Genomic DNA, 21,264 nt, shown 5'->3' with positions numbered 1-21,264 from the left:
AGGACTCCGGACCGACCGCGGGCAGTTGCGGTTCGCGCCCCATACCACCCGAACGCCCCCTATCCCATCTCGTCAGACAAGCGACGACCACCGGCGTACGGGCCGCAGCCCCCGGCGGAGGAGGTCCGGTCGGGGGCTGCGGGGCGGGCTCGGCTCAGGAGGTCTGGGCGCGGTCGAACAGGGTCTTCGCGTCGTTGCCGAAGTACGGGCCGAACATGCGGTTCGGGAGGAACGTGTAGCCGAAGCTGTTCACCGAGACCTGGAGGCCCGTGCCCGTCGTCTCGTTGAAGCCCGTGAACCAGGGGCCGCCGCTCGAGCCGCCCGTCATGTTGCAGGCGAGGCTGTGGTCCTGGGAGAAGAGGAAGTCCTTCGAGGAGTTCCCCGCGCAGTGGATCAGCTTCGAGCCGTCGTACGGGGAGGCGGCCGGGAAGCCGAAGGCGTACATCGGCTTGTTGTAGCCGCCGTTGAACTGGATGCCCTGGGCGCCGGTGACGGAGGTCAGGGTCCGGCCGTTCAGGGGGGCCACGACCGCCGCGCCGATGTCGTAGTTGATGTCCTCGCTCGCTTCCCACTGCGGGGTCGTGAGCGTCTTCGTCGCCGTCCACTGGCCGTACGGCGCGTTGCCGTTGTCGTACGCCGGGACGAAGACCCAGTTCGTGTGCCACGCGCCCTGGTACTTCACGCAGTGGCCGGCGGTGATGACCGTGCTCTGGTTCTGGCTGGTGACCGCGTTGCCCGAGCACGAGGCCGTACGGCCCTGGAAGGTGAAGAAGACCCGGCCCGAGGTCTTCACGACCGCGCCGCCGCCCGTCCAGGGGCCGCCCGGCTGCGGGAAGGCCGTCGGGGTGAGGGACGCGGGGGCGGTCGTCGGGGCGATCGTCGTCGGGGTGGACGAGCGGGCGACCTGCTTGAGGGTCCTGAGGGCTCCGGGAGCGACCTCGAGGTCCAGCGGGGTGGCCGAGCGCATCCGTTCCGCTGTCCAGAAGGCGGGCTTCTCCGCCGCCTGCGCCGTGCTCGTGGTCAGGGCTCCCGTCAGCAGGGCTCCGACCGACAACAGGACCGCTGCGACTGTGCGATGGCGTCTCACGCATGTCTCCTTCTGCCGAGGCAGGTGGGGGATGAGAGCGGTGCGGATCGACGTGCGTGAGGAAGCGTGCCAGATGGTGAGACGATTGTCAGGAGCGCGTCAGAGAATCAATGCGGCGATCTCAGGTCAGCGGCTTCGCGTAGCAGCGGCTGTTCTCGTACTCCCGGTAGTAACCGAACTTCGCGCACGGCTCGTACCCGCTGCTCGTGTACAGCGCGATCGCCTCCGGCTGCGCCGTGCCCGTCTCCAGGACCATGCGGATCCGTCCCGCCGCGCGGGCGTCCGCCTCCAGGGCCGCGAGGATGCGGCGGGCGAGACCCAGGCCGCGCGCCTCCGGTATCACGTACATCCGCTTCAGCTCGGCGTCGCCGTCCGCGTAACCCTCGTCGTTCTCGTCCTGGCTGCGCCAGCCGCCCGTCGCGACGGGGCGCTCCTCGGAGTCGTACGCGAGGAGGTAGAGGCCGCGCGGCGGCAGGAACATCCTGGCGTCCAGCGGTGTGAGATCGCCCTCGTCGCCGTACCGGTCGGCGTACTCCAGCTGGACGGCGTCGTTGAGTTTCACCGCGTCAGGGTGGTCGTAGGGCGTCGGGCGTATGTTCATGCGGAGCATCGTACATCTATGCAGGGGAGTCGATCGGTATTCTCCCCGGATGCTCACTGTGACGTCCGTCAATGTCAATGGTCTGCGCGCCGCCGCGAAGAAGGGCTTCGTGGAGTGGCTCGCCGGCACCTCCGCCGACGCCGTCTGCCTCCAGGAGGTACGCGCCGAGGAATCCCAGCTGCCGGCCGAGGTCGCCGCCCCCGAGGGATGGTTCACCGCGCACGCGCCCGCCGCCGCCAAGGGGCGCGCGGGCGTCTCGCTCTACACCCGGCGCGAGCCCGACGGCGTGCGGGTCGGCTTCGGGTCGAGCGAGTTCGACGCCAGTGGCCGGTACATCGAGGCCGACCTGCCCGGTGTCACCGTCGCCAGCCTCTACCTGCCCTCCGGCGAGGTCGGCACGGAGCGGCAGGACGAGAAGGTCCGTTTCATGGACGAGTTCCTGCCGTACCTGAAGGAGCTCAAGGAGCGCGCCGCCGCCGACGGCCGCGAGGTCGTCGTCTGCGGCGACTGGAACATCGCCCACCGCGAGGCCGACCTCAAGAACTGGAAGACCAACCAGAAGAACGCCGGCTTCCTGCCCGAGGAGCGCGCCTGGCTGAGCCGCGTCTTCGACGAGGCGGCGTACGTCGACGTGGTCCGCGCCCTCCACCCGGACCAGGAGGGCCCGTACTCCTGGTGGTCGTACCGCGGGCGCGCCTTCGACAACGACGCCGGCTGGCGCATCGACTACCAGGTCGCGACGCCGGGCCTCGCCGCCAAGGCGATCAAGGCGTACGTCGAGCGGGCCGCCACGCACGGGGAGCGGTGGAGCGACCACGCGCCCGTGACGGCGGTCTACGAGCTGTAGCCGCGCGCCGCGCGGGGAAGGGGGGAGACGTTGAGCGCGCGCATTCTGGTCGCCGAGGACGACGCGAAACAGTCCCGGCTCATACGGATCTATCTGGAGCGGGAGGGGAACGCGGTCCAGGTCGTCGGCGACGGCCGCGCCGCGCTGGAGAAGGCCCGGGCGACCCGGCCGGATCTCATCGTCCTCGATGTGATGCTGCCGCACGTCGACGGACTCGACGTGTGCCGCATCCTGCGCGCGGAGCCCTCGGAGGTCTCCGACGTACCGATTCTGCTGCTGACCGCCCGCAGCACCGAGGAGGACCTGCTCCTCGGCCTCGACCTCGGCGCCGACGACTACCTCACCAAGCCCTACAGCCCCCGCGAACTCACCGCGCGGGTACGGGCGCTGCTGCGACGGTCCAGGAAGGCCGGCGCGGCGGCGCCCGCCCTGCTGCGGGTCGGCGCGGTGGAGCTGGACACCGCGCGCTTCGAGGTGCGGGTGGCGGGCCGGCCGGTGGCCCTGACCTCGAAGGAGTTCTCCCTCCTGGAGGCGCTGGCCCGTGAACCGGGCCGGGTCTTCACCCGGGCGCAGATCATCGAGCGGGTCTTCGGGTTCGGCAGTGACGTGCTGGAACGGACCGTCGACGCGCATGTGCGCAACCTCCGCCTGAAGCTGGAGGAGGATCCGGCCCGGCCCCGGTACCTGGAGACGGTGTACGGGCGGGGATACCGGCTCGCGGACGGCGGCCCGGCGTGAGCTTCCGGATCCGCGTCTTCGCCCTGATCCTCCTCGTCGCGCTGGCCGCCACCGCCGCCACCGCCTGGCTGACGCTCGCCCAGGTCACCCGCCAGGTCCGCGAATCGGCCGCCGCCGACCGGCAGGACGTCACCCGGATCACCGCGGAGCTGCGCCGGTACGGGGAGACCCGGGGCACCTGGGACGGCGTCGCCGGAACCGTACGGACGCTGGCGCGCGACACCGGACAGCGCATCCGGCTCACCGACGCGGCGGGCGGCACGGTCGCCGACTCCGACGTCCTCCTCGGCCGGGAACCCCGCCCCATCGGTACCGCGCCGCCGCTGCTGATCGACCCCCGGCCCGAGCTGTCCTTCCAGGGCGACAGGAACGCGTACTTCCCCTCGATGGCCAAGGTGACCACGAGCGCCATCGCCGACTACACGACCGGGGTCACCTACGCCGCGTGCCTGACCCGGGCCGGGCATGACGTGACCGTGCGCGAGGGGGATCTGGGCGTGCCCGAGTTCACGGACGCGGGCGGAGGGGGGAGCGGGGCCGGGTCCGGGGCGTGCGTCAAGGGCGACGGGCCGTCGGGCGCCGTGCTCGAGTCCCACCGGGTCGCACTCGATGTCTGCGCCCCGACGAAGGGCGACCAACGCATCCCCTGTCTGCAACGGGTGTTCGCCGAGCGGACCGCCGCCGTCGCGCCGCAGCCGGTCAGCGTCCACCTCGGCGCGCTGGACGACGCGGGACAGAGCCTCGCCGTGGGTCCGACCGTGGCCGTGGCCGCCGGGGTCGCCGCGACCGTCCTCGCCTGCGCGCTGCTGCTCGGCCGGGCCGTACTGCGGCCGGTACGGGCGCTCACCGACGCCTCCCTCGGCCTCGGCGGGGGCGACCTGGGGCGGCGCGTGCCGGCCGCCGGCAAGGGCGAGATCGCGGAGCTCGGCCGGTCCTTCAACCGCATGGCCGACTCGCTCCAGGCCAGCGAGGAACGGCAGCGCCGGCTCGTCGGCGACATCGCGCACGAGCTGCGGACGCCGCTGGCCAATCTCCGCGGTTATCTGGAGGCGCTGCGCGACGGGGTCCTGGAGGCCGACGCCGACCTGCTGGACTCGCTGCACGAGGAGGTGCTGCTCCAGCAGCGGATCGTGGACGACCTGCAGGATCTGGCGCTGGCGGAGGCGGGCGCCCTGACGTACCACCGCGGCGCGCTCGACGCGGGGGAGCTGGTCGAGACCTGCCGTACGGCGCACAGCGCGCTGGCCGCGGCGGCGGGGGTGGAACTGACCGCCGACGTGCCGGGGACCGGACCCGTACCGCTGTACGGCGATCCCGGGCGGCTGCGCCAGGCGCTGAGCAACCTCGTCGGCAACGCGGTGCGGCACACCGCTCCCGGCGGAAGCGTCCGGCTGGAACTGGCCGAACGCGACGAGATGGTGCGGATCACGGTCCGGGACACCGGCAGCGGGATTCCGGCGGCCGATCTGCCGCACCTCTTCGACCGCTTCTGGCGCGCGGACGCGGCGCGCGGGCGGGCCACCGGGGGCAGCGGACTCGGGCTCTCGATCGCCCGCCAGATCGTGGCGGACCACCGCGGGGCCATCGAGGTGACGAGCGAGGTGGGCGTGGGGACGGCCTTCACGGTCGTCCTGCCCGTGGGGTAGGGCGGGGGTGGGGGCGTGGCCCCCCGGACGCACCCCGCCCCTGCCCGTCACGTTCCTGCCAGCGCCTCCGTCGGAGCCAGCCTGCTCGCCCGCACCGCCGGGTACAGTCCGGCGATCGCGCCGATGACCAGGGTCGAACCGATGCCGGCCGCGCTCGCCCAGGCCGGGACGACGGTCGGCCAGTCGCGGCTCACGGCGTAGCCCGCCGTGATCAGGGTCCCGAGCACCGTTCCGCCCAGCCCGCCGATCAGCGACAGCAGCAGTGACTCCGTCACGAACTGGGTGCGGATCTGCCCCCGGGTCGCGCCGAGCGCCCGGCGCAGGCCGATCTCCCCACGCCGTTCGAGTACCGAGATGACCATGGTGTTCCCGACGCCGACCCCGCCGACCAGCAGCGCCACGCCGCCGAGGCCGAGCAGGAGCCCGGTCAGGGCCGACTCGGTGGCCTCGCGGGCGGCGAGCGCGTCGGAGGGGCGGGAGACCTTCACCTCACCGGGCTTCTCCGGGGACGCCGTGGCCGCGAGCACCGCCCGTACGGACGCCACCTGGCTGTCCTCGGCGCGGACGTACACCGTCGACGGGTGGCCGTCGAAGCGGAGGTACGTCCGGGCCACCGGCCGGCCGACGAGGGCGGCGCTGTCGAGCTCCGGTGCGAGGGGTACGGGATCGAGGACCCCGATCAGGGAGAACCAGCGCCCGCCGATCCAGACCCGGGTTCCGGGGGTGTACACGTCGAGACGCTGGGCGGCGGTCGAACCGAGCACGACGGCCGGGTGCTTCTCCGTCGTGGAGTCCAGCCAGCGGCCCCTGCGGAGGTGACCGCCGACGGCCGGCAGCAGGTCGGAGCCGGCCGCGAGGACGTGGAGCGAGCCGGTGCGGCCGGGGGAGACGCGTTCGTTGCGGTAGACGTGGGCGCCGGTGGCGCCCGTGGCGGCGACCTGCCGTACCGGTGGCACGCGGCGGATCATCGCCACCGATTCCGGCGGGAGTTCGGCCTCGCCGCCCGCGAGGGTCTCGCCGGGGGAGACCCGCAGCAGGTTGGTGCCGAGGGCGTCGAGCCGGCGGTCCACCTCCGCCTGTCCGGAGCCGGAGATGCCGACCACCGCGATCATGGCGGCGACACCGATGGCGATGCCGAGGGCGGAGAGGAAGACCCGCAGAGGGCGCGTCCGCAGGCCGGTTCCGCCGAGCCGTACGACGTCGGCGGGCCGCAGCCGGGCGGGCCGCAGGAGGCCCGCGCCACGTCGGTCGGATCCGTGGCGGGCGGCTCGGCGGCGGGCGCCGATGCGGCGCGCGCCGAAGCGGCGGTCGGATCCGAGACCGGTGCCTCCGCCGTGCTCGGGCCCCCGGGCCCCGCCTCCGCGGCGGTCGGATCCGAGACCGGTGCCTCCGCCGTGCTCGGGCCCCCGGGCCCCGCCTCCGCGGCGGTCGGATCCGCGCCCGGGCGACGGAGGGTCGGCCGGTGAAGTGCCGGACGCCGAAGGCGGGTTCGTCGTGCTGTCCGTCACCGAGGTGCCCCGATCGTCGTGCTCCGTGCCGTGTCGGCGACCACGCGGCCGTCGCGCATCTCGATGCGGCGAGGCAGCTGGGCCGCGATCTCGCGGTCGTGGGTGATGACGACGACGGTCGTGCCGCCGGCGTGCAGGTCCCGCAGCAGGCTGAGTACGGCGGCGCCCGACGCCGAGTCGAGGTTGCCGGTCGGCTCGTCCGCGAGCAGGACCGCCGGTTCGCCGACCACCGCGCGGGCCACGGCGACCCGTTGCCGCTCGCCGCCCGAGAGCTGGTGCGGCAGATGGTGCGCACGGTGGCTGAGCCCCACCCGGGCCAGCGCGGCGGCCGCCTCGGCGCGGCGGCGGCGCATCGGCAGGCCCGCGTAGAGCAGGCCGTCCGCGACCGAGTCCCGTACGGGCACGCCCACCGCGAGGTGGAACTGCTGGAAGACGAAGCCGATCCGGGTGGCCCGCAGCGCGGAGACCTCCCGGTCCGTCAGGCTCGCCACGTCGTGCCCGTCGACCAGGACGCGGCCGGCGGAGGGGCGGTCGAGGCTGCCCATCAGGTTCAGCATGCTGGACTTGCCCGAGCCGGACGGGCCGACGATCGCCACCAGTTCGCCGCGCGCGATCCGCAGACTCACGTCCCGTACCGCCGCGACCCCGCCCGGGTACGTCTTGGAGACCGCGTCGAACTCCACGACGGTGGCGGAGCCCGGTCCGGTCGCAGATCCGCCGTTCATTCCGGGATCCTCACCTTCAGGCCCTCGCGGACCGCGGGACCGCTCACCTCCACCGCGCCGTCGGCGAAGAGCCCGGTCTTCACGGCGACGAACCGGCCCTCCTCGGTCTCCAGGCCGTGGCCGCCCTCGGCGAGGGCGACGAGCGCGGAGACCGGGACGGTCAGGACGTCCTTGACCTCCCGGCCCACGTACTCGACGGTCACCGGACCGCTCTCCAACCGCCCCACGGCCTTCTGGTCCTGGAGCGTGACGGTCACCGGAATCGTCGCGTCGGGTCCGCCCGAACCGCCTTCGCCGCCGCCCCCCTCGGGCGCGGTCGCCTGCTTCCCCACCGACGCCACCGTGCCCTTCACCGATCCGCCGGTGGGCAGGGTGACGGTGACGGCGACGCCGCGTACGGCCCAGGAGGCATGGGTGGCCGAGGCGTTGACGACGACCTTCCGTGACGTACCGGTGTACGTGAGGGTGTTCTCGCCGACGGCCGAGCCGGGCCGGCCGCCCGCCCGGCCGATGCGGACCGTGCCGGCGGAGTAGATGACGTCTCCGGCGCCGACGGCACCGGTCTGCTGAAGACCGAGGGACTTCTGCCAGCGCTTGACCGCCGCGGCGGTGCTGTCGGTGAACCGGTCGTCGACCGTGAAGCCCGTGTAGCCCAGCGCCGCCAGGTTCGTCTCGAACTGCCGGACGTCCCCGCCTCTCAGCTCGCGCGGGGCCCGGGACGACGGCGCGTCCGTGGAACCCGTGTCTCCGCCGTCACCGGCGCCCCCCGGCGCCGGTGAACCCGAGGTCTTCGGCGACGTACGGTCCTCACCCTGCTGCTCCCGCTCCCCCTGTCCCTCCTCCTGGGCCGTCAGTGCCAGGTCCCGGTACATCGGCAGGCTTCCGTACAGCAGGATCACCGGCCGGTCGTCGACCCGGAGCAGCTCCCCGCCGCGCTCGACCGTGGCCCCCGTCTCGGGCAACCAGGTCACGGTGCCCTGCGCCTTCACGGGCAGCGGAAGCTCCGTCCCGTACCCCAACTCCCCCTCCACCGACGTACGTTCGGTCAGCGTCGTCCGGGTCACCGAGACGATCGAGCCGGACCGGGGCGGCGCGCTCGGGCCTTCGTCGGCACCGCCGCCGAGCTCCAGGGTGCCGACCACGGCGACCGCGGCCACCAGGGCGACGGCCGAGGCGATCAGTGCCGTGCGGCGGCCGTGCCTGCCGCGTGGCGGCGCCTGTATCGCCGCCTCCGCCTCCGCCTGCCTCTCCGCATGCGTCTCCGTCATCGTCAGCCCTTGGCCGGCGGCGGGTCGGTCGGTTCGCCGATGATCGGGCCGCACACACGGGCGGCCCGCTTGGCTCCGGCCGAACTCTGGTCCCATGACGGTCCGTCGGCGTCGGCGTTGCTGCCGGCGTTGTCGTCGCGCCCGTCAGGGCCCGGATCGGGGAAGTCGGGGGCGCCGTTCTTCTGCATGCAGTCGGCGTAGTCGTGCCTGGCCTTGATCTCCTCGGGTGTGAGGGGATTGAGGGAGCTCTCGAGGTCCTCGGGGAGCGGCGGGTCGACCGGCGCGCACTTCTCGCTCGCCGTCAGGAACTTCGGGTCCTTCTTCATGCCGCGCACGGTGTCGCCGCCGCCGAAGTCGACCCGGCCCTTCTCGTCGGGGTCGTTGAGCTGGATCCCGTTCTGGCGCATGCACGCCACCCAGGCGCGCTTGCCCTCGACGTACGCGGTGAGCGCGTCCTTGCCGCCGCCCGCCGTCCCGGCCTCCTTGGACGAGCCGCCACCGCCCGTCGTCGGGACCTTCGCCCCGTCCCCGCCCCCGTCGCCGCCGCAGCCGGTCAGCGTGAACGCCATGACCGTGGCCGCGGCGGCCATCAGCAACCGGTTCGTCCTCATCCGTTCCTCCCGTTCCCCCCGTGTCCGCCTGCCGCGGGTGCGGCGGGCAGGCAGACCGTAGGACGGAGGTGATGAAGAACTGTTGAAGAACCTGTCACCCGTTCATGCGGGTCTCACAGCGTCAGGAGGTGTCCCGCAGACGGCGGTCCATGGCCATCGACAGTTCCGCCTCCACCACGCTCTTGGCGAGCGGGCGCAGGCGCTGGATGTCCTTCTCCTCGGCGTGCTCGCGCAGCAGATCGGTGAAGAGCCCGGCCAGCGCGTCCGCGTGTTCGCGGACCGCCCGGCCCGCCTCGAGAACGGCGGAGAGCGGGACGCCCTCCTTCACCAGGGCCGCGGAGACGTCGAGCAGCCGGCGGCTGATGTGGACGATGGTGTCGCCGTCGGTGGCGAGGTAGCCGAGGTCGAGGGCGGCCAGCAGGTTCTCGGGGGTGACCTCGCCCGCGAAGTAGTCGGCCAGCTCCTGCGGGGTGAGCCGGACCGGCTCCTCCTCGGTGGGTTCACCGAGGCCGAGGACCTCGCTGACGTCCTTGCCGCTCTCGAAGGCGGTGTTGAGGTCGGCGATGCCATTGAGGGTGTGGCCGCGTTCGAGCAGGGCGGCGATCGTCCGGAGCTTGGCCAGGTGGTGGTCGTCGTACCAGGCGATGCGGCCCTCGCGGCGGGGTGGGGCGATCAGCCCGCGCTCGCGGTAGAAGCGCAGGGTGCGCACGGTGATGCCGGCCGCCGCGGCGAGTTCGTCCATACGGTACTCGCGTACACCTGTCACGTCTTCCGATCGTTCTGCCACGCCCGCCAGCCTATGTTGTACCGCCGGTAACTTTCCCTTGCTCCACCCCTACCGCTCGGTATGCCGCTGCTCTACAGTCCCGACTGTGCCAGTGATTGCTGGCGGAATCTTGGTCGTAAGCACGGGCCGGGCGCACAGGAGGCGGCATGGCGAAGCACGAGCACGTACGAGTGGCGGTGATCGGATCGGGGTTCGGTGGTCTCGGGGCCGCCGTCCGGCTGCGCCGCGAGGGGATCACGGACTTCGTGGTCCTGGAGCGAGCCGACTCCGTGGGCGGCACCTGGCGCGACAACAGCTACCCGGGCTGCGCCTGCGACGTGCCGTCCCACCTCTACTCCTTCTCCTTCGCGCCCAACCCCGACTGGCCCCGCACCTTCTCCGGGCAGCGCCACATCCGCGCCTACCTGGAGCACGTCACCGACACCTTCCGGCTCCGCCCGCACCTGCGGCTGAACCACGAGGTGTCGCTGATGCGCTGGGACGCCGAGGAACTGCGCTGGCACATCGACACCAACCAGGGCTCCTTCACCGCCGACGTGATCGTCTCCGCGACCGGGCCGCTCTCCGACCCGAAGATCCCCGACATCCCGGGCCTGGCCGACTTCCCCGGGAAGGTCTTCCACTCCGCGCGGTGGGACCACGACTACGACCTCACCGGCAAGCGCGTCGCCATGGTCGGCACCGGCGCCTCCGCGATCCAGATCGTGCCCGCTATCCAGCCACAGGTCGGGAAGCTGACCCTCTTCCAGCGCACCCCGCCGTGGGTCATGCCGCGCATGGACCGCGCCATCACCGGCGCCGAACGCTGGCTCCACCGCACCATCCCCTTCACCGGGACCGCGCGCCGAGGGCTGCTCTGGGGCATCCGCGAGCTGCAGGTCAGCGCGTTCACCAAGCGTCCGGGCGAGCTGGGTCTCGTCGAGTCGCTCGCCAAGGCCAACATGAACAAGGCGATCAAGGACCCGGCGCTGCGGGCCAAGCTGACCCCCTCGTACCGCATCGGCTGCAAGCGCATCCTGCTGTCGAACGCCTACTACCCGGCGCTCGCCCAGCCCAATGTCGACGTCGTCGCCTCCGGACTGCGCGAGGTCCGCGGCTCGACCGTCGTCGCGGCCGACGGCACGGAGACCGAGGTCGACGCGATCGTCTTCGGTACGGGATTCCATGTGACCGACATGCCGATCGCCGAGCGCGTCGTCGGCGCGGACGGCTCCTCGCTCGCCGAGGCGTGGAAGGACGGGGTGCAGTCGCTGCGCGGCGCGACCGTCGACGGCTTCCCCAACTGGATGACGATCATCGGGCCCAACACGGGGCTCGGGAACTCCTCCATGATCCTGATGATCGAGTCCCAGCTGAACTACATGGCCGACTACCTGCGCCAGTTGAACGTGCTCGGAGGGCGCGCGGCCCTCGCCGCCCGGCCGTCCGCCGTCGGCGCCTGGAACGACAAGGTGCAGGCCCGGATGGAGCGGACGGTGTGGAAGGCGGGCGGCTGCGACAGCTGGTACCTGGACGCCAACGGCCGCAACACCACGCTGTGGCCGGGGACGACCAGTGAGTTCCGGCGCGAGACGCGACGGGTGGACCTCGCGGAGTACGAGGTGCTGCGCCCGGCCGCCGAGAGCGTCCCCGAGCAGTCGAAGCGTACGGCCACCCGGAAGAAGGAGGCCGTGAAATGAGCCGCCTCTCCTCCGGGGCCCGTACGACCTCGTCCCGTACGACATCCCGTACGACCTCGTCCCGTACGGCATCGCGCAAGGCGTCCCGTGCGACCGCGCGCACGACGGCGGCACCGCTCCCGCACCCGCGCGAGCTGATCGCCGTCTCCGCCGACGGCGCCCGCATCCATGTCGAGGTGTACGGGCCCGAGGGCGCCCCGCCCGTGGTCCTGGCCCACGGCTGGACCTGCTCCATCGCCTTCTGGGCCGAGCAGATACGCGACCTCTCCCGCGACCACCGGGTCATCGCCTACGACCAGCGCGGCCATGGCCGCACCCCCGCCCCGGCCGGCCCCTCCGGCCACTCCACGCGGGCGCTCGCCGACGACCTCGAAGCGGTTCTCGCCGCCACCCTCGCGCCCGGCGAGAAGGCGGTCCTGGCCGGGCACTCCATGGGCGGCATGACGCTCATGGCGGCGGCCACACGCCCCGCGTTCCGGGAACACGCCGCCGCCGCGCTCCTCTGCTCCACGGGCCCGTCCCGGCTCACGGCCGAATCCCTCGTCGTACCGCTGCGGGCGGGCGGCCTGCGGACCCGGCTGACCAAGGCGATCCTGGGAGCGAGGGCGCCGCTCGGACCGGTCACGCCGGTGTCGAGGAAGATCCTCATGTACGCCACGATGGGCCCCGCTTCGGCGCCCGAGCGGGTCGACACCTGCGCCCGGATCGTCCACGCCTGTCCGCGGGTCTCGCGGGTGGCCTGGTCACATGTGCTCGCGGAGCTCGATCTCGAAGCGGGCATACGGGAGTTGGAGCTGCCCGTGGCCGTGCTCGTCGGCACGGCCGACCGGCTCACCCCGCCCGTGCACTCCCGCGCCATGGCCGCCGCGCTGCCGCGGTGCGTCGGGTTCGACGAGCTGGCGGGGATGGGGCACATGACCCCGGTGGAGGCCCCGGAGGCCGTCACCGCGCGCATCAGGGAACTCGTGACCACGTATGTCCAGCAGGAGCAGAAGGAGGACGCATGAGCAGGGTCAGCCTGGAGGGACAGGTCGCGGTCGTCACCGGAGCGGCCCGCGGTGTCGGTGAACTCCTCGCCCGCAAGCTCTCCGCACGCGGCGCGAAGATCGCGCTGGTCGGCCTGGAGCCGGAGGAGCTGAAGCAGGTCGCCGCCCGGCTGCACACCGAGGCCGACTGGTGGCACGCGGACGTCACCGACCACGAGGCGATGGCGCGGGTGGCGGCCGAGGTCAAGGAGCGCTTCGGCAAGGTCGACATCGTGGTCGCCAACGCGGGTGTCGCGGCGGGCGGTCCGTTCGTGGACTCCGACCCGGTCGCCTGGCGGCGGGTCATCGAGGTCAACCTGATCGGCGGGGCGGTGACCGGACGGGCGTTCCTGCCCGTCCTGATGGAGTCCCGCGGCTACTTCTTGCAGATCGCCTCGCTCGCGGCCATCACGCCGGCGCCGATGATGACGGCGTACTGCGCCTCGAAGTCGGGCGTCGAGGCCTTCGCGCACAGCCTGCGCGCAGAGGTCGGCTACAAGGGGGTGAAGGTCGGCGTCGGCTACCTGTCGTGGACCGACACCGACATGGTCCGGGGCGCGGACCAGGACGACGTGATGAAGGAGCTGCGGCAGCGGCTGCCCTGGCCGTCCAACCGCACGTACCCGCTGGGCCCGGCCGTGGACCGGATCGTGGCGGGCATCGAACGGCGCTCGGCGCATGTGTACGCCCAGTGGTGGCTGCGCGGGATGCAGTCGATCCGCGGCTATCTGCCGGGGGTCATCGCCACGGTCGGCCAGCGGGAGATGAAGCGCTTCGAGCCGCGTCTGGCCAGCGTTTCCAAGGGTCTGGTGGGGGCCGGAGGGGCGGCCGACGAGCAGGCGCGTACGGAGCGTATCTGATCGAAATGCGTAGAGTGTCCGGCCGTGCCACGCTGGTCGAGGTCCCAGGGGCACCCGCCCCTTACCCCTCACACCCCATCCAGGAGTGAACCTTCATGGGCAAGGCAGAGCAGTTCAAGGACAAGGCGCAGCAGGCTGCTGAGCAGGCGAAGCGGAAGATGGGCAACGCACGGGACGAAGCGTCCGAGCGCGCCTCCCAGGCCAAGGGCCGCCCCTCCGAGGAGGAGCAGCGCCGGGCCCGGCAGGAGGCCCAGGACCGTCTCGACCGGGACTACGACGCCTGACGTCTGTCCACCGAGAAGGCGCACCCGGGACGCCGGGTGCGCCTTTTCGCTGTCCGGGGAATTTCGGGTGCTCGGGTGGGGGAGAGCACTTACGGTGACGTCCATGCCTGAACTGCAGCTGCTGCGCGCCGAACACGCCCCCGCCCTCCTCGCGTTCGAGCGGGAGAACCGGGGGTACTTCGCCGCCTCCGTGCCCGATCGCGGGGACGCCTACTTCGAGGAGTTCGCGGCGCGGCACCAGGCGCTGCTCGACGAGCAGGCGACCGGGGCGGTCATGTTCCATGTGCTCGTCGGGGACGGCGGGGAGATCCTCGGGCGGTTCAACCTCGTCGACGTGGCGGACGGGGAGGCGGAGCTCGGCTACCGGGTCGCCGAGAAGGCGACCGGGCGAGGGGTTGCCACGGGCGGGGTGCGGGAGGTGTGCCGGCTGGCCCGGGAGGTGTACGGGCTGAGCCGGCTGACCGCCGTCACGACCCTCGACAACGACGGGTCGAGGGCCGTGCTCGGTCGGGTCGGGTTCGGGGCCGTCGGAAGCGTGACGATCGACGGGCAGCCCGGGGCCTCCTACGAACTGGACCTCGGAGCGCAGCTCGGCGTCTCCTACGACCTCGGTGCGTAGCCTCGGGGCTTCCTGCGACCTCGGTGCGTAGCCTCGGGGCTTCCTGCGACCTCGGTGCGTAGCCCGCTGCCTCCTACGAGCTGGACCTCGGCGGGAGCTTCGGGCGGGAGCGGTCGGGGACGTCGGAGTAGCCGGGCGGGGTCGCCGCCGGAGTCTCCCCGAGCAGCGACAGCGCCACCTCCACCGCGTCGTCGAGTTGGGCGTGGCGGCCCTCCGCCCAGTCCAGCGGGGTGCGCAGGATCGCCAGGTCCGGTTCCACGCCGTGGTTCTCGACCGACCAGCCGTACTCGGGGAACCACGCCGCGTTCATCGGGACCGTGATCTGCGTGCCGTCGCCCAGCCGGTGACGGCCGGTCATGCCGACGACGCCGCCCCAGGTCCGCTGGCCCACCACCGGCCCGAGGCCCAACAGCTTGAACGCGGCCGTGATCATGTCGCCGTCCGATGAGGTGGCCTCGTCGGCGAGGGCGACGACCGGGCCGCGCGGCGCGTTCGAGGCGTACGACACGGGCTGCGCGTTGCGCGTGAGGTCCCAGCCGAGGATCTTCCGGGTGAGCTTCTCCACCACCAGCTCGCTGATGTGACCGCCCGCGTTGCCGCGCACGTCCACGATCAGGGCCGGCCGGGAGACCTCCATCCGCAGGTCCCGGTTGAACTGGGCCCAGCCCGAGCCGCCCATGTCCGGGATGTGCAGATAGCCGCACTTGCCGCCGCTGACCTCCCGTACCACCGCGCGCCGCTTGGTCACCCAGTCCTGGTAGCGCAGCGGCCGCTCGTCGATCAGCGGCACGATCGCGACCCGGCGCGCGCGGCCCTCGCCCTCCGGCGGCCGGAAGGTCAGCTCGACGGTCGTACCGCCGGAGGAGGCCAGCAGCGGATACGGCCCGGTCACGGGGTCCACCGGGCGGCCGTCCACGTGCGTGAGGATCGCGCCCTCGCGGATGCCGGTGCCCGCGAGCGGTGAGCGTGCCTTGGAGTCGGAGGAGTCGCCGGGCAGGATCCGCTTGACCATCCAGCCGCCGTCCCGGGGGACCAGGTTGGCGCCCAGCAGACCCATCGGCCGCTGGTAGTGCGGCGGACCCTCGTTGCGGCGGGCGGGCGAGACGTAGGCGTGCGAGGTGCCCAGCTCGCCCATGACCTCGCGCAGCAGATCGGCGAACTCGTCGGGGGAGGCGACCCGTTCGACCAGGGGGCGGTACTGGTCGAGGACGGCCGGCCAGTCCACCCCGCACATGTTCGGGTCCCAGAAGTAGGCGCGGACGATCCGCCCCGCCTCCTCGAAGGCCCCGCGCCACTCCGCCTCCGGGTCGACCTCGTGCAGGATCCGCCGCAGGTCCATGTAGACGGTCGAGTCGCCGTCCCCGGGCTCGGTCGCCGGCACCGCCCGCAGATCGCCCTCGTCGACCACGACGAGCCGCGAGCCGTCGCCGCTGACCGCGAACCAGTCGAGGTGGCCGACGAGTTCGGTCTTGCGGGCCTTGGTGATGTTGAAGTGTTCCAAGGTCGGGCGGCCCGTGGTGTCGGCCGGGTTGGCGAAGGTCTCGCCCAGCGCGCCGGAGATCGGCCAGCGCAGCCAGACGAGCCCGCCACCGCTGACCGGGTGCAGCGCCGAGTACTTGGAGGCGGCGACCGGGAACGGGGTGACCCGGTCCCCGAGCCCCTCCACCTCCACGATCGTGGTGCCCTCCCCGCCCTCGGTGTCGGTCTCGGCCGGGTCGAGCCCGCCCGCCGCCGGACGGCCGTCCGGCAGCAGCGCGAACGGCGACGGGGTCGCGGACGACAGCGGTACGAGATAGGGCCGACAGCCCAGCGGGAACGACAGGTCGCCGGTGTGCACGTCGTACACCGGGTCGAAGCCCCGCCACGAGAGGAAGGCGAGGTAGCGGCCGTCGCTGGTGAAGACCGGGTTCTCGTCCTCGAAGCGGCCGTTGGTGACGTCGACGATCGTCCGGGGGCCCGGCCCGGAGATCCGGGCCATCTTGATCTGGCGCAGCGAGCGCCCGATGCCGGGGTGCGACCAGGTCAGCCAGGCGCCGTCGGGGGAGAACGCGAGATCGCGCACCGGGCCGTTGACCGACCGGATCACCTCGCTGACCTCGCCGTCGGACGCCTCCGCCCCCGGGGTTGCGGCGGCCGCGTCGTCGGCCACGGTGCCGAGCTCGTCGGACACGGTGCCGAGCTCGTCGGACACCGTGATGAGAAGCAGCCGGCCGTCGTTGGAGGCGATCGCGAGGCGTTCGCCGTCCGGGTCGGAGACCATCTCCTCCACCCGGCCCAGCGCGCCGGAGGCCAGCCGGCGCGGCGCCCGGTCGCCGCTGGCGCGCGGCAGGTACGCGACCTCGATCGCGTCCTCGCCCTCGGCGTCGGTGACGTACGCGATCTGGTCGCCGCTGCCGAGCATCTCGGGCAGCCGGACCCGTACGCCCGGGGTGTCCGTGATCGTGCGGGCCGGCCCGTCGCGGTGGGTGAGCCAGTACAGGCTGCCGCGCACCGAGACGGCGCTCGCCCGCCCGGTCTCGTCGACCGAGAGGGCGTCCACGTGGTTGGCGGCCGGGACCTGGTAGCGGCGCCGGCCGGCGCGCGGGCCGCCGAGCCGTACCTCCAGCTTGCGCGGCATCGAATCGGGGACGGTCAGGTCGTCGACGATCCACAGGTCACCGGCGCACTGGTAGACCACCCGCCGCCCGTCGCTCGACGCGTGCCGGGCGTAGAAGGCGTCGTGGTCGGTGTGCCGGCGCAGGTCGGTGCCGTCGGGCAGGCAGGAGTAGAGGTTGCCGATGCCCTCGTGGTCGGAGAGGAAGGCGATCCGGCCGGAGACGAACATCGGGCAGTCGAGATGGCCTTCGACGTCCGGCAGCAGCCGCTCCCCGTGCAGCCACAGCCGTCCGGTGGCGCCGCCCCGGTACCGCTTCCAGGCGGCCGGCTCGTGCGGCGGCTTGCCCGTGAGGAGGAGCGTGCGGCGCTCTCCGTCGAGGTCGGCCACGGCGATGTCGGAGACCGGGCCCCAGGGCATCCGGCCGCCGGGGGCGCCGTCGGTGGGGACGGTGTAGGCCCAGGAGAAGTACGAGAAGGGCTGGCCGTGCGAGGAGACGGCGAGGATGTCGCCGTCCGGGGACCAGGAACAGACCCGGGTGTCCGTCGAGCCCCAGTAGGTCAGCCGCCTGGCGGGCCCGCCCTCGACCGGTGCGAGATGGATCTCGGGGTCGAGGCTGCGCCAGCTCGTGTAGGCGAGGTGGCGCCCGTCGGGCGAGAAACGCGGGTGGCCGACCCGGGTCCGGTCGACGGTCACCCGCCAGGCGCGGCCGGGCGGGTGCCCCTCGGGCACGAGGGGCGCGACCCAGAGGTCGTCCTCGGCCGCGAAGCACAGCAGGTCGTCGTGGAGGTGCGGGAATCGGAGATACGCGGCGTCGTCACTCACCTCCTCATGCTTTCCGCGCGGAGGGGGCGCGGCAACTCGTACGGGTGTACCCGTGTGTGGGCCAGGACACGTACGAAACGGTTTCGTTTCGCTGGATCGGGGGGTACCTTCGTACTGTACGAAACCGTTTCGTTCGGATGGAGGCCGGTCATGGCGCGCAGCAGGCTCACCCCTGAGCGTGAGTCCGAGCTGTACGAAGCCGTGCTCGACCTCCTGCGCGAGGTGGGCTACGACGCCCTCACCATGGACGCCGTCGCCGCCCGCACCCACTCCAGCAAGGCCACCCTCTACCGCCAGTGGGGGAGCAAGCCCGAGCTGGTCGCCAAGGCGATGCTCCACAACAAGCCCGTCGAGATCGACGAGATCGACACCGGCACGCTGCGGGGCGACCTCCACGCGATGCTGGACCGGACCGACGACTGCCAGATGGACAAGGACTCCGCGCTGATCCGGAGCCTCGCCCATGCCGTCCACACCAACCCCGACCTGCTCCGGGCGCTCCGCGAAGTGCTCATCGACCCCGAGATGATCGGCTTCGAGGCGCTGCTCCGACGAGCGGTCGAGCGGGGTGAGGTCAGCGCCGGCAACCCGGCTCTGAAGCTCGTACCGCACATGCTGATCGGGGCGTTCATCGCCCGCCCGCTGATCGAGGATCAGCCGGTCGACCACGCCTTCCTCAGCAGCTACATCGACGCCGTCGTGCTCCCCTCACTCGGCGTCTGATCCCTCCCCACAGCACCACCCGCACCACCCGCACCACCTGACGTCGCACCGCTCACGCCGTCGGGCCGGCTCCCCATGCCCTGTCCCACCACGAATCGGGAGTACGCCCCCGTGGCCACGTTCCTCTACAAGCTGGGTCGCTCCGCCTTCCGGCGCCGACGGCTCGTCGCCCTCCTCTGGGTGGCGCTCCTCGCGCTCGCCGGGGTCGGCGCCGCCACCGCGCCCGCCGCGACCTCCAGCTCCTTCTCGATACCCGGCACCGAGGCCCAGAAGGCCTTCGACCTCCTCGAACAGCGCTTCCCCGGCGGCAACGCCGACGGGGCCACCGCCCGCGTCGTCTTCCAGGCCCCCGAGGGCCAGAAGATGACCGACCCGGCCAACAAGGCCAAGGTCCAGGACGTCGTCGGCGAGCTGAAGGACGGATCGGACCAGGTCGCCTCGGTCACCGACCCGTACACCGCCCAGGCGGTCTCGAAGGACGGCTCGACCGCCTACGTCTCCGTCAGCTACACGGTCTCCGGCATGGAGCTGAGCGACGCGACCCGCGAGGCCCTGAAGAAGACCGGGCACGACGCCCAGGGGCAGGGGCTGACCGTCGAGATCGGCGGTGACGCGCTCCAGACCGTTCCGGCGACCGGCGCGGGGGAGATCGTCGGCGTGGTCATCGCCGGCATCGTCCTGGTCATGACCTTCGGCTCGCTGGTCGCGGCCGGACTGCCGCTGCTCACCGCCATCATCGGCGTCGGCATCGGCGTCTCGTCGATCACCGCGCTCGCCTCCGTCCTGGACCTCGGCTCCACCACCTCCACGCTCGCGATGATGATCGGCCTCGCCGTCGGCATCGACTACGCGCTCTTCATCGTCTCCCGCTACCGCGCCGAGCTGGCCGAGGGCCGGGAGCCCGAGGACGCCGCGGGCCGCGCGGTCGGCACGGCCGGCTCCGCCGTCGTCTTCGCCGGTCTGACCGTCGTCATCGCGCTGGTCGGCCTGGCCGTCGTCAACATTCCCATGCTGACGAAGATGGGCTTCGCCGCCGCCGGCACGGTCGTGATCGCCGTCCTGATCGCGCTGACGCTGATCCCCGCCCTGCTCGGGTTCGCGGGCGCCAAGGTCATGGGCCGCAAGCAGCGCAAGGGCGCTGTGGACCTGACGAAGGCGGACCCCGCGAAGGCGGACGCCAAGCCCAACGGGGGCACCCGCTGGGCCCGGTTCGTGATCCGCCGCCCCGTCATGGTCCTGCTCGTCGGTGTCCTCGGCCTCGGCGCGATCGCGCTGCCCGCCGCCTCGCTGGAGATGGGCCTGCCCGACGACGGTTCCTCGCCCACCTCCACCAGCCAGCGGCGCGCCTACGACCTGCTGTCGGACGGGTTCGGTCCCGGGTTCAACGGGCCGCTGATGGTCGTCGTCGACGGGGACAAGGCCGCCGCCGACTCCACCGTCGAGAAGATCAAGGTCCTGGACGGGATCGTGGCCGTCACCCCGCCGACGCCCAACAAGGCCGGCGACACCGCGATGATCACGGTGATCCCGAAGGGCCGTCCCTCCTCGCTGGAGACCGAGAACCTGGTTCACGACATCCGGGACGCGACCGGAGACAACGTCCTGGTCACCGGCGCCACCGCGATGAACGTCGACTTCTCGCAGAAGATGAACGACGCGCTCGTGCCCTATCTGGCGCTGGTCGTCGGACTCGCCTTCCTGCTCCTCATGGTGGTCTTCCGCTCGATCCTGGTCCCGCTCAAGGCGGCCCTCGGCTTCCTGCTCTCGGTGGTCGCCGCCCTCGGCGCGGTCGTCGCGGTCTTCCAGTGGGGCTGGCTCGGCTCCCTCTTCGGTGTCGAGCAGACCGGCCCCATCATGTCGATGATGCCGATCTTCATGGTGGGTGTGGTCTTCGGTCTCGCGATGGACTACGAGGTCTTCCTCGTCACCCGGATGCGCGAGGCGTACGTCCACGGAGAGCGGCCCGGCGAGGCGATCGTGACCGGCTTCCGGCACAGCGCCCGGGTGGTCACCGCCGCCGCGGTGATCATGATCGCGGTCTTCTCCGGGTTCATCGGCATGGACGACCAGATGATCAAGATGATCGGCTTCGGCCTGGCCGTCGCCGTCCTCTTCGACGCCTTCGTGGTCCGGATGGCGATCGTCCCGGCGGTGCTCGCGCTGCTCGGGCACAAGGCCTGGTGGCTGCCGAAGTGGCTGGACAAGGTGCTGCCGAACGTGGACGTGGAGGGCGAGGGGCTGGCCGCGACCGACGCGGAGGACGGGGACGGCGGGAACGGGCCGCAAGGCCCGCAGCGCGAGTCGGCATCGACCCTGAGGGAGATCGAGCGGGTCATGACCGACCTGGTCCCCTGATCCCCGGGGCGACCTCCTGAGCGGAGGGGTACGCCCCGGAACGCGCCGGAACCCGTGGGGACGGGGAACCGACGCGGCTCTACGCCGTCATCGTGTCGAACTCGACGCGGTGACGGCGTAGGTGTGTCTGAGGAAGCGCACCAGGGCCGTCGAGTCGAACTGGACGACCGCGACGCCGTCCGCCGTATGGAACTCGACGATCGTCTGCACCCGCCCGCACGGCCAGATCCCGATGTCCCCCCGGCGGGCGGGGGCACGCATCCCGGTTTCGAGGAGGGTGCGCGGGAAGGACCACTCGATGTTGCCGGGGAAGACGAAGCACACGGTGGCGGGGGTGGCGTCCGGGTCGTAGCGCAGGGCGACGGGGACGGGTCGGGAGAGGGGGGCGTCGGTGATGATCCTGCCTTTGGCGTGATCCTCGACGGCATGGTCATCCGCGGCGGACTGCATCGGCCGACTCCTCACACTCGCGTCACTAGTCCC

General features: G+C 72.3%; 19 protein-coding genes. 10 read left to right on the top strand and 9 right to left on the bottom strand.

Annotated elements, in window-relative coordinates; translation table 11 throughout:
• Nucleotides 1–154: 154 nt before the first annotated feature.
• A complete protein-coding gene (locus tag ACFYV5_RS27790) occupies nt 155–1,087 on the bottom strand; it encodes a peptidase (RefSeq protein WP_355113512.1) in 933 nt (310 codons plus the stop codon).
• A 121-nt stretch (nt 1,088–1,208) separates the two neighbouring features.
• Nucleotides 1,209–1,688 carry a GNAT family N-acetyltransferase gene (locus ACFYV5_RS27785; RefSeq protein ID WP_355113510.1) on the bottom strand — a complete coding sequence of 160 codons (480 nt, stop codon included), beginning with the start codon at nt 1,686–1,688 and terminating at the stop codon, nt 1,209–1,211.
• Nucleotides 1,689–1,737: 49 nt separating this feature from the next.
• Here ACFYV5_RS27785 and ACFYV5_RS27780 point away from each other — a divergent pair, with 49 nt between their 5' ends.
• From ACFYV5_RS27780 to ACFYV5_RS27770, 3 genes are read left to right on the top strand one after another with little or no spacing between them, the layout of a single operon-like run.
• Complete coding sequence (locus ACFYV5_RS27780; protein ID WP_389172859.1) at nt 1,738–2,535, top strand: exodeoxyribonuclease III; 798 nt, start codon at nt 1,738–1,740, stop codon at nt 2,533–2,535.
• A 30-nt stretch (nt 2,536–2,565) separates the two neighbouring features.
• Nucleotides 2,566–3,273, top strand: a complete 708-nt coding sequence (locus ACFYV5_RS27775) for a response regulator transcription factor (RefSeq protein WP_389172857.1) — start codon at nt 2,566–2,568, stop codon at nt 3,271–3,273.
• Nucleotides 3,270–4,919: a sensor histidine kinase gene (locus tag ACFYV5_RS27770; RefSeq protein ID WP_389172855.1), complete on the top strand. Its 1,650-nt coding sequence runs from the start codon at nt 3,270–3,272 to the stop codon at nt 4,917–4,919. The genes ACFYV5_RS27775 and ACFYV5_RS27770 overlap by 4 nt, the downstream gene beginning before the upstream one ends.
• A gap of 47 nt (nt 4,920–4,966) precedes the next feature.
• Here the strand turns inward: ACFYV5_RS27770 and ACFYV5_RS27765 are convergent, their stop codons facing one another.
• The 5 genes from ACFYV5_RS27765 to ACFYV5_RS27745 all read right to left on the bottom strand — a co-directional run bounded on the left by ACFYV5_RS27765 (nt 4,967) and on the right by ACFYV5_RS27745 (nt 9,773).
• Nucleotides 4,967–6,205: an ABC transporter permease gene (locus tag ACFYV5_RS27765; RefSeq protein WP_389173169.1), complete on the bottom strand. Its 1,239-nt coding sequence runs from the start codon at nt 6,203–6,205 to the stop codon at nt 4,967–4,969.
• A gap of 218 nt (nt 6,206–6,423) precedes the next feature.
• On the bottom strand, nt 6,424–7,152 hold the full coding sequence (locus ACFYV5_RS27760; RefSeq protein ID WP_389172853.1) for an ABC transporter ATP-binding protein: 729 nt from the start codon (nt 7,150–7,152) through the stop codon (nt 6,424–6,426).
• Nucleotides 7,149–8,420, bottom strand: a complete 1,272-nt coding sequence (locus tag ACFYV5_RS27755) for a peptidoglycan-binding domain-containing protein (protein WP_389172851.1) — start codon at nt 8,418–8,420, stop codon at nt 7,149–7,151. The genes ACFYV5_RS27760 and ACFYV5_RS27755 overlap by 4 nt, the downstream gene beginning before the upstream one ends.
• A 2-nt stretch (nt 8,421–8,422) precedes the next feature.
• A complete protein-coding gene (locus ACFYV5_RS27750) occupies nt 8,423–9,031 on the bottom strand; it encodes a hypothetical protein (protein ID WP_389172849.1) in 609 nt (202 codons plus the stop codon).
• A 121-nt stretch (nt 9,032–9,152) separates the two neighbouring features.
• Complete coding sequence (locus ACFYV5_RS27745; RefSeq protein WP_355113844.1) at nt 9,153–9,773, bottom strand: MerR family transcriptional regulator; 621 nt, start codon at nt 9,771–9,773, stop codon at nt 9,153–9,155.
• 191 nt (nt 9,774–9,964) lie between these two features.
• Between ACFYV5_RS27745 and ACFYV5_RS27740 the strand changes: the two genes are divergently transcribed.
• The 5 genes from ACFYV5_RS27740 (at nt 9,965) to ACFYV5_RS27720 (ending at nt 14,285) form a co-directional block, all read left to right on the top strand.
• Nucleotides 9,965–11,497 carry a flavin-containing monooxygenase gene (locus ACFYV5_RS27740; RefSeq protein ID WP_389172847.1) on the top strand — a complete coding sequence of 511 codons (1,533 nt, stop codon included), beginning with the start codon at nt 9,965–9,967 and terminating at the stop codon, nt 11,495–11,497.
• Nucleotides 11,494–12,504 carry an alpha/beta fold hydrolase gene (locus tag ACFYV5_RS27735; RefSeq protein ID WP_389172845.1) on the top strand — a complete coding sequence of 337 codons (1,011 nt, stop codon included), beginning with the start codon at nt 11,494–11,496 and terminating at the stop codon, nt 12,502–12,504. Before ACFYV5_RS27740 ends, ACFYV5_RS27735 begins: the two co-directional genes overlap by 4 nt.
• Nucleotides 12,501–13,382, top strand: coding sequence for an SDR family oxidoreductase (locus ACFYV5_RS27730; RefSeq protein WP_355113492.1), 882 nt, complete (start codon nt 12,501–12,503; stop codon nt 13,380–13,382). Before ACFYV5_RS27735 ends, ACFYV5_RS27730 begins: the two co-directional genes overlap by 4 nt.
• Before the next feature lie 95 nt (nt 13,383–13,477).
• Complete coding sequence (locus ACFYV5_RS27725) at nt 13,478–13,666, top strand: hypothetical protein (protein ID WP_355113490.1); 189 nt, start codon at nt 13,478–13,480, stop codon at nt 13,664–13,666.
• Nucleotides 13,667–13,769: 103 nt separating this feature from the next.
• Nucleotides 13,770–14,285, top strand: a complete 516-nt coding sequence (locus ACFYV5_RS27720; RefSeq protein WP_389172842.1) for a GNAT family N-acetyltransferase — start codon at nt 13,770–13,772, stop codon at nt 14,283–14,285.
• A gap of 73 nt (nt 14,286–14,358) precedes the next feature.
• On the opposite strand, the gene ACFYV5_RS27715 is transcribed toward ACFYV5_RS27720, so the two are convergent.
• On the bottom strand, nt 14,359–17,703 hold the full coding sequence (locus tag ACFYV5_RS27715) for a S41 family peptidase (protein ID WP_389172840.1): 3,345 nt from the start codon (nt 17,701–17,703) through the stop codon (nt 14,359–14,361).
• A 150-nt stretch (nt 17,704–17,853) separates the two neighbouring features.
• On the opposite strand from ACFYV5_RS27715, the gene ACFYV5_RS27710 reads away from it, so the two are divergent.
• Nucleotides 17,854–18,426 carry a TetR/AcrR family transcriptional regulator gene (locus ACFYV5_RS27710; RefSeq protein ID WP_355113484.1) on the top strand — a complete coding sequence of 191 codons (573 nt, stop codon included), beginning with the start codon at nt 17,854–17,856 and terminating at the stop codon, nt 18,424–18,426.
• Between the two features lie 111 nt (nt 18,427–18,537).
• Nucleotides 18,538–20,781 carry an MMPL family transporter gene (locus tag ACFYV5_RS27705; protein ID WP_389172837.1) on the top strand — a complete coding sequence of 748 codons (2,244 nt, stop codon included), beginning with the start codon at nt 18,538–18,540 and terminating at the stop codon, nt 20,779–20,781.
• Nucleotides 20,782–20,868: 87 nt separating this feature from the next.
• Here the strand turns inward: ACFYV5_RS27705 and ACFYV5_RS27700 are convergent, their stop codons facing one another.
• Complete coding sequence (locus ACFYV5_RS27700; protein ID WP_355113480.1) at nt 20,869–21,231, bottom strand: SsgA family sporulation/cell division regulator; 363 nt, start codon at nt 21,229–21,231, stop codon at nt 20,869–20,871.
• Nucleotides 21,232–21,264: the final 33 nt, after the last annotated feature.

Origin of the sequence: Streptomyces sp. NPDC003035 (genome assembly GCF_042888285.1) — a bacterium.
Lineage (GTDB): Bacteria > Actinomycetota > Actinomycetes > Streptomycetales > Streptomycetaceae > Streptomyces.
Note: the sequence above shows the minus strand (reverse complement) of the source record. Positions and strands in the feature narration are given on the sequence as shown.

What these genes read in the sequence shown, in the direction of transcription:
- ACFYV5_RS27785 (WP_355113510.1), bottom strand. Translation starts at nt 1,688, where the DNA reads ATGAACATACGCCCGACGCCCTACGACCACCCTGACGCGGTGAAACTC.
- ACFYV5_RS27780 (WP_389172859.1), top strand. Translation starts at nt 1,738, where the DNA reads ATGCTCACTGTGACGTCCGTCAATGTCAATGGTCTGCGCGCCGCCGCG.
- ACFYV5_RS27760 (WP_389172853.1), bottom strand. Translation starts at nt 7,152, where the DNA reads ATGAACGGCGGATCTGCGACCGGACCGGGCTCCGCCACCGTCGTGGAG.
- ACFYV5_RS27755 (WP_389172851.1), bottom strand. Translation starts at nt 8,420, where the DNA reads ATGACGGAGACGCATGCGGAGAGGCAGGCGGAGGCGGAGGCGGCGATA.
- ACFYV5_RS27750 (WP_389172849.1), bottom strand. Translation starts at nt 9,031, where the DNA reads ATGAGGACGAACCGGTTGCTGATGGCCGCCGCGGCCACGGTCATGGCG.
- ACFYV5_RS27745 (WP_355113844.1), bottom strand. Translation starts at nt 9,773, where the DNA reads ATGGACGAACTCGCCGCGGCGGCCGGCATCACCGTGCGCACCCTGCGC.
- ACFYV5_RS27740 (WP_389172847.1), top strand. Translation starts at nt 9,965, where the DNA reads ATGGCGAAGCACGAGCACGTACGAGTGGCGGTGATCGGATCGGGGTTC.
- ACFYV5_RS27735 (WP_389172845.1), top strand. Translation starts at nt 11,494, where the DNA reads ATGAGCCGCCTCTCCTCCGGGGCCCGTACGACCTCGTCCCGTACGACA.
- ACFYV5_RS27730 (WP_355113492.1), top strand. Translation starts at nt 12,501, where the DNA reads ATGAGCAGGGTCAGCCTGGAGGGACAGGTCGCGGTCGTCACCGGAGCG.
- ACFYV5_RS27725 (WP_355113490.1), top strand. Translation starts at nt 13,478, where the DNA reads ATGGGCAAGGCAGAGCAGTTCAAGGACAAGGCGCAGCAGGCTGCTGAG.
- ACFYV5_RS27720 (WP_389172842.1), top strand. Translation starts at nt 13,770, where the DNA reads ATGCCTGAACTGCAGCTGCTGCGCGCCGAACACGCCCCCGCCCTCCTC.
- ACFYV5_RS27710 (WP_355113484.1), top strand. Translation starts at nt 17,854, where the DNA reads ATGGCGCGCAGCAGGCTCACCCCTGAGCGTGAGTCCGAGCTGTACGAA.
- ACFYV5_RS27700 (WP_355113480.1), bottom strand. Translation starts at nt 21,231, where the DNA reads ATGCAGTCCGCCGCGGATGACCATGCCGTCGAGGATCACGCCAAAGGC.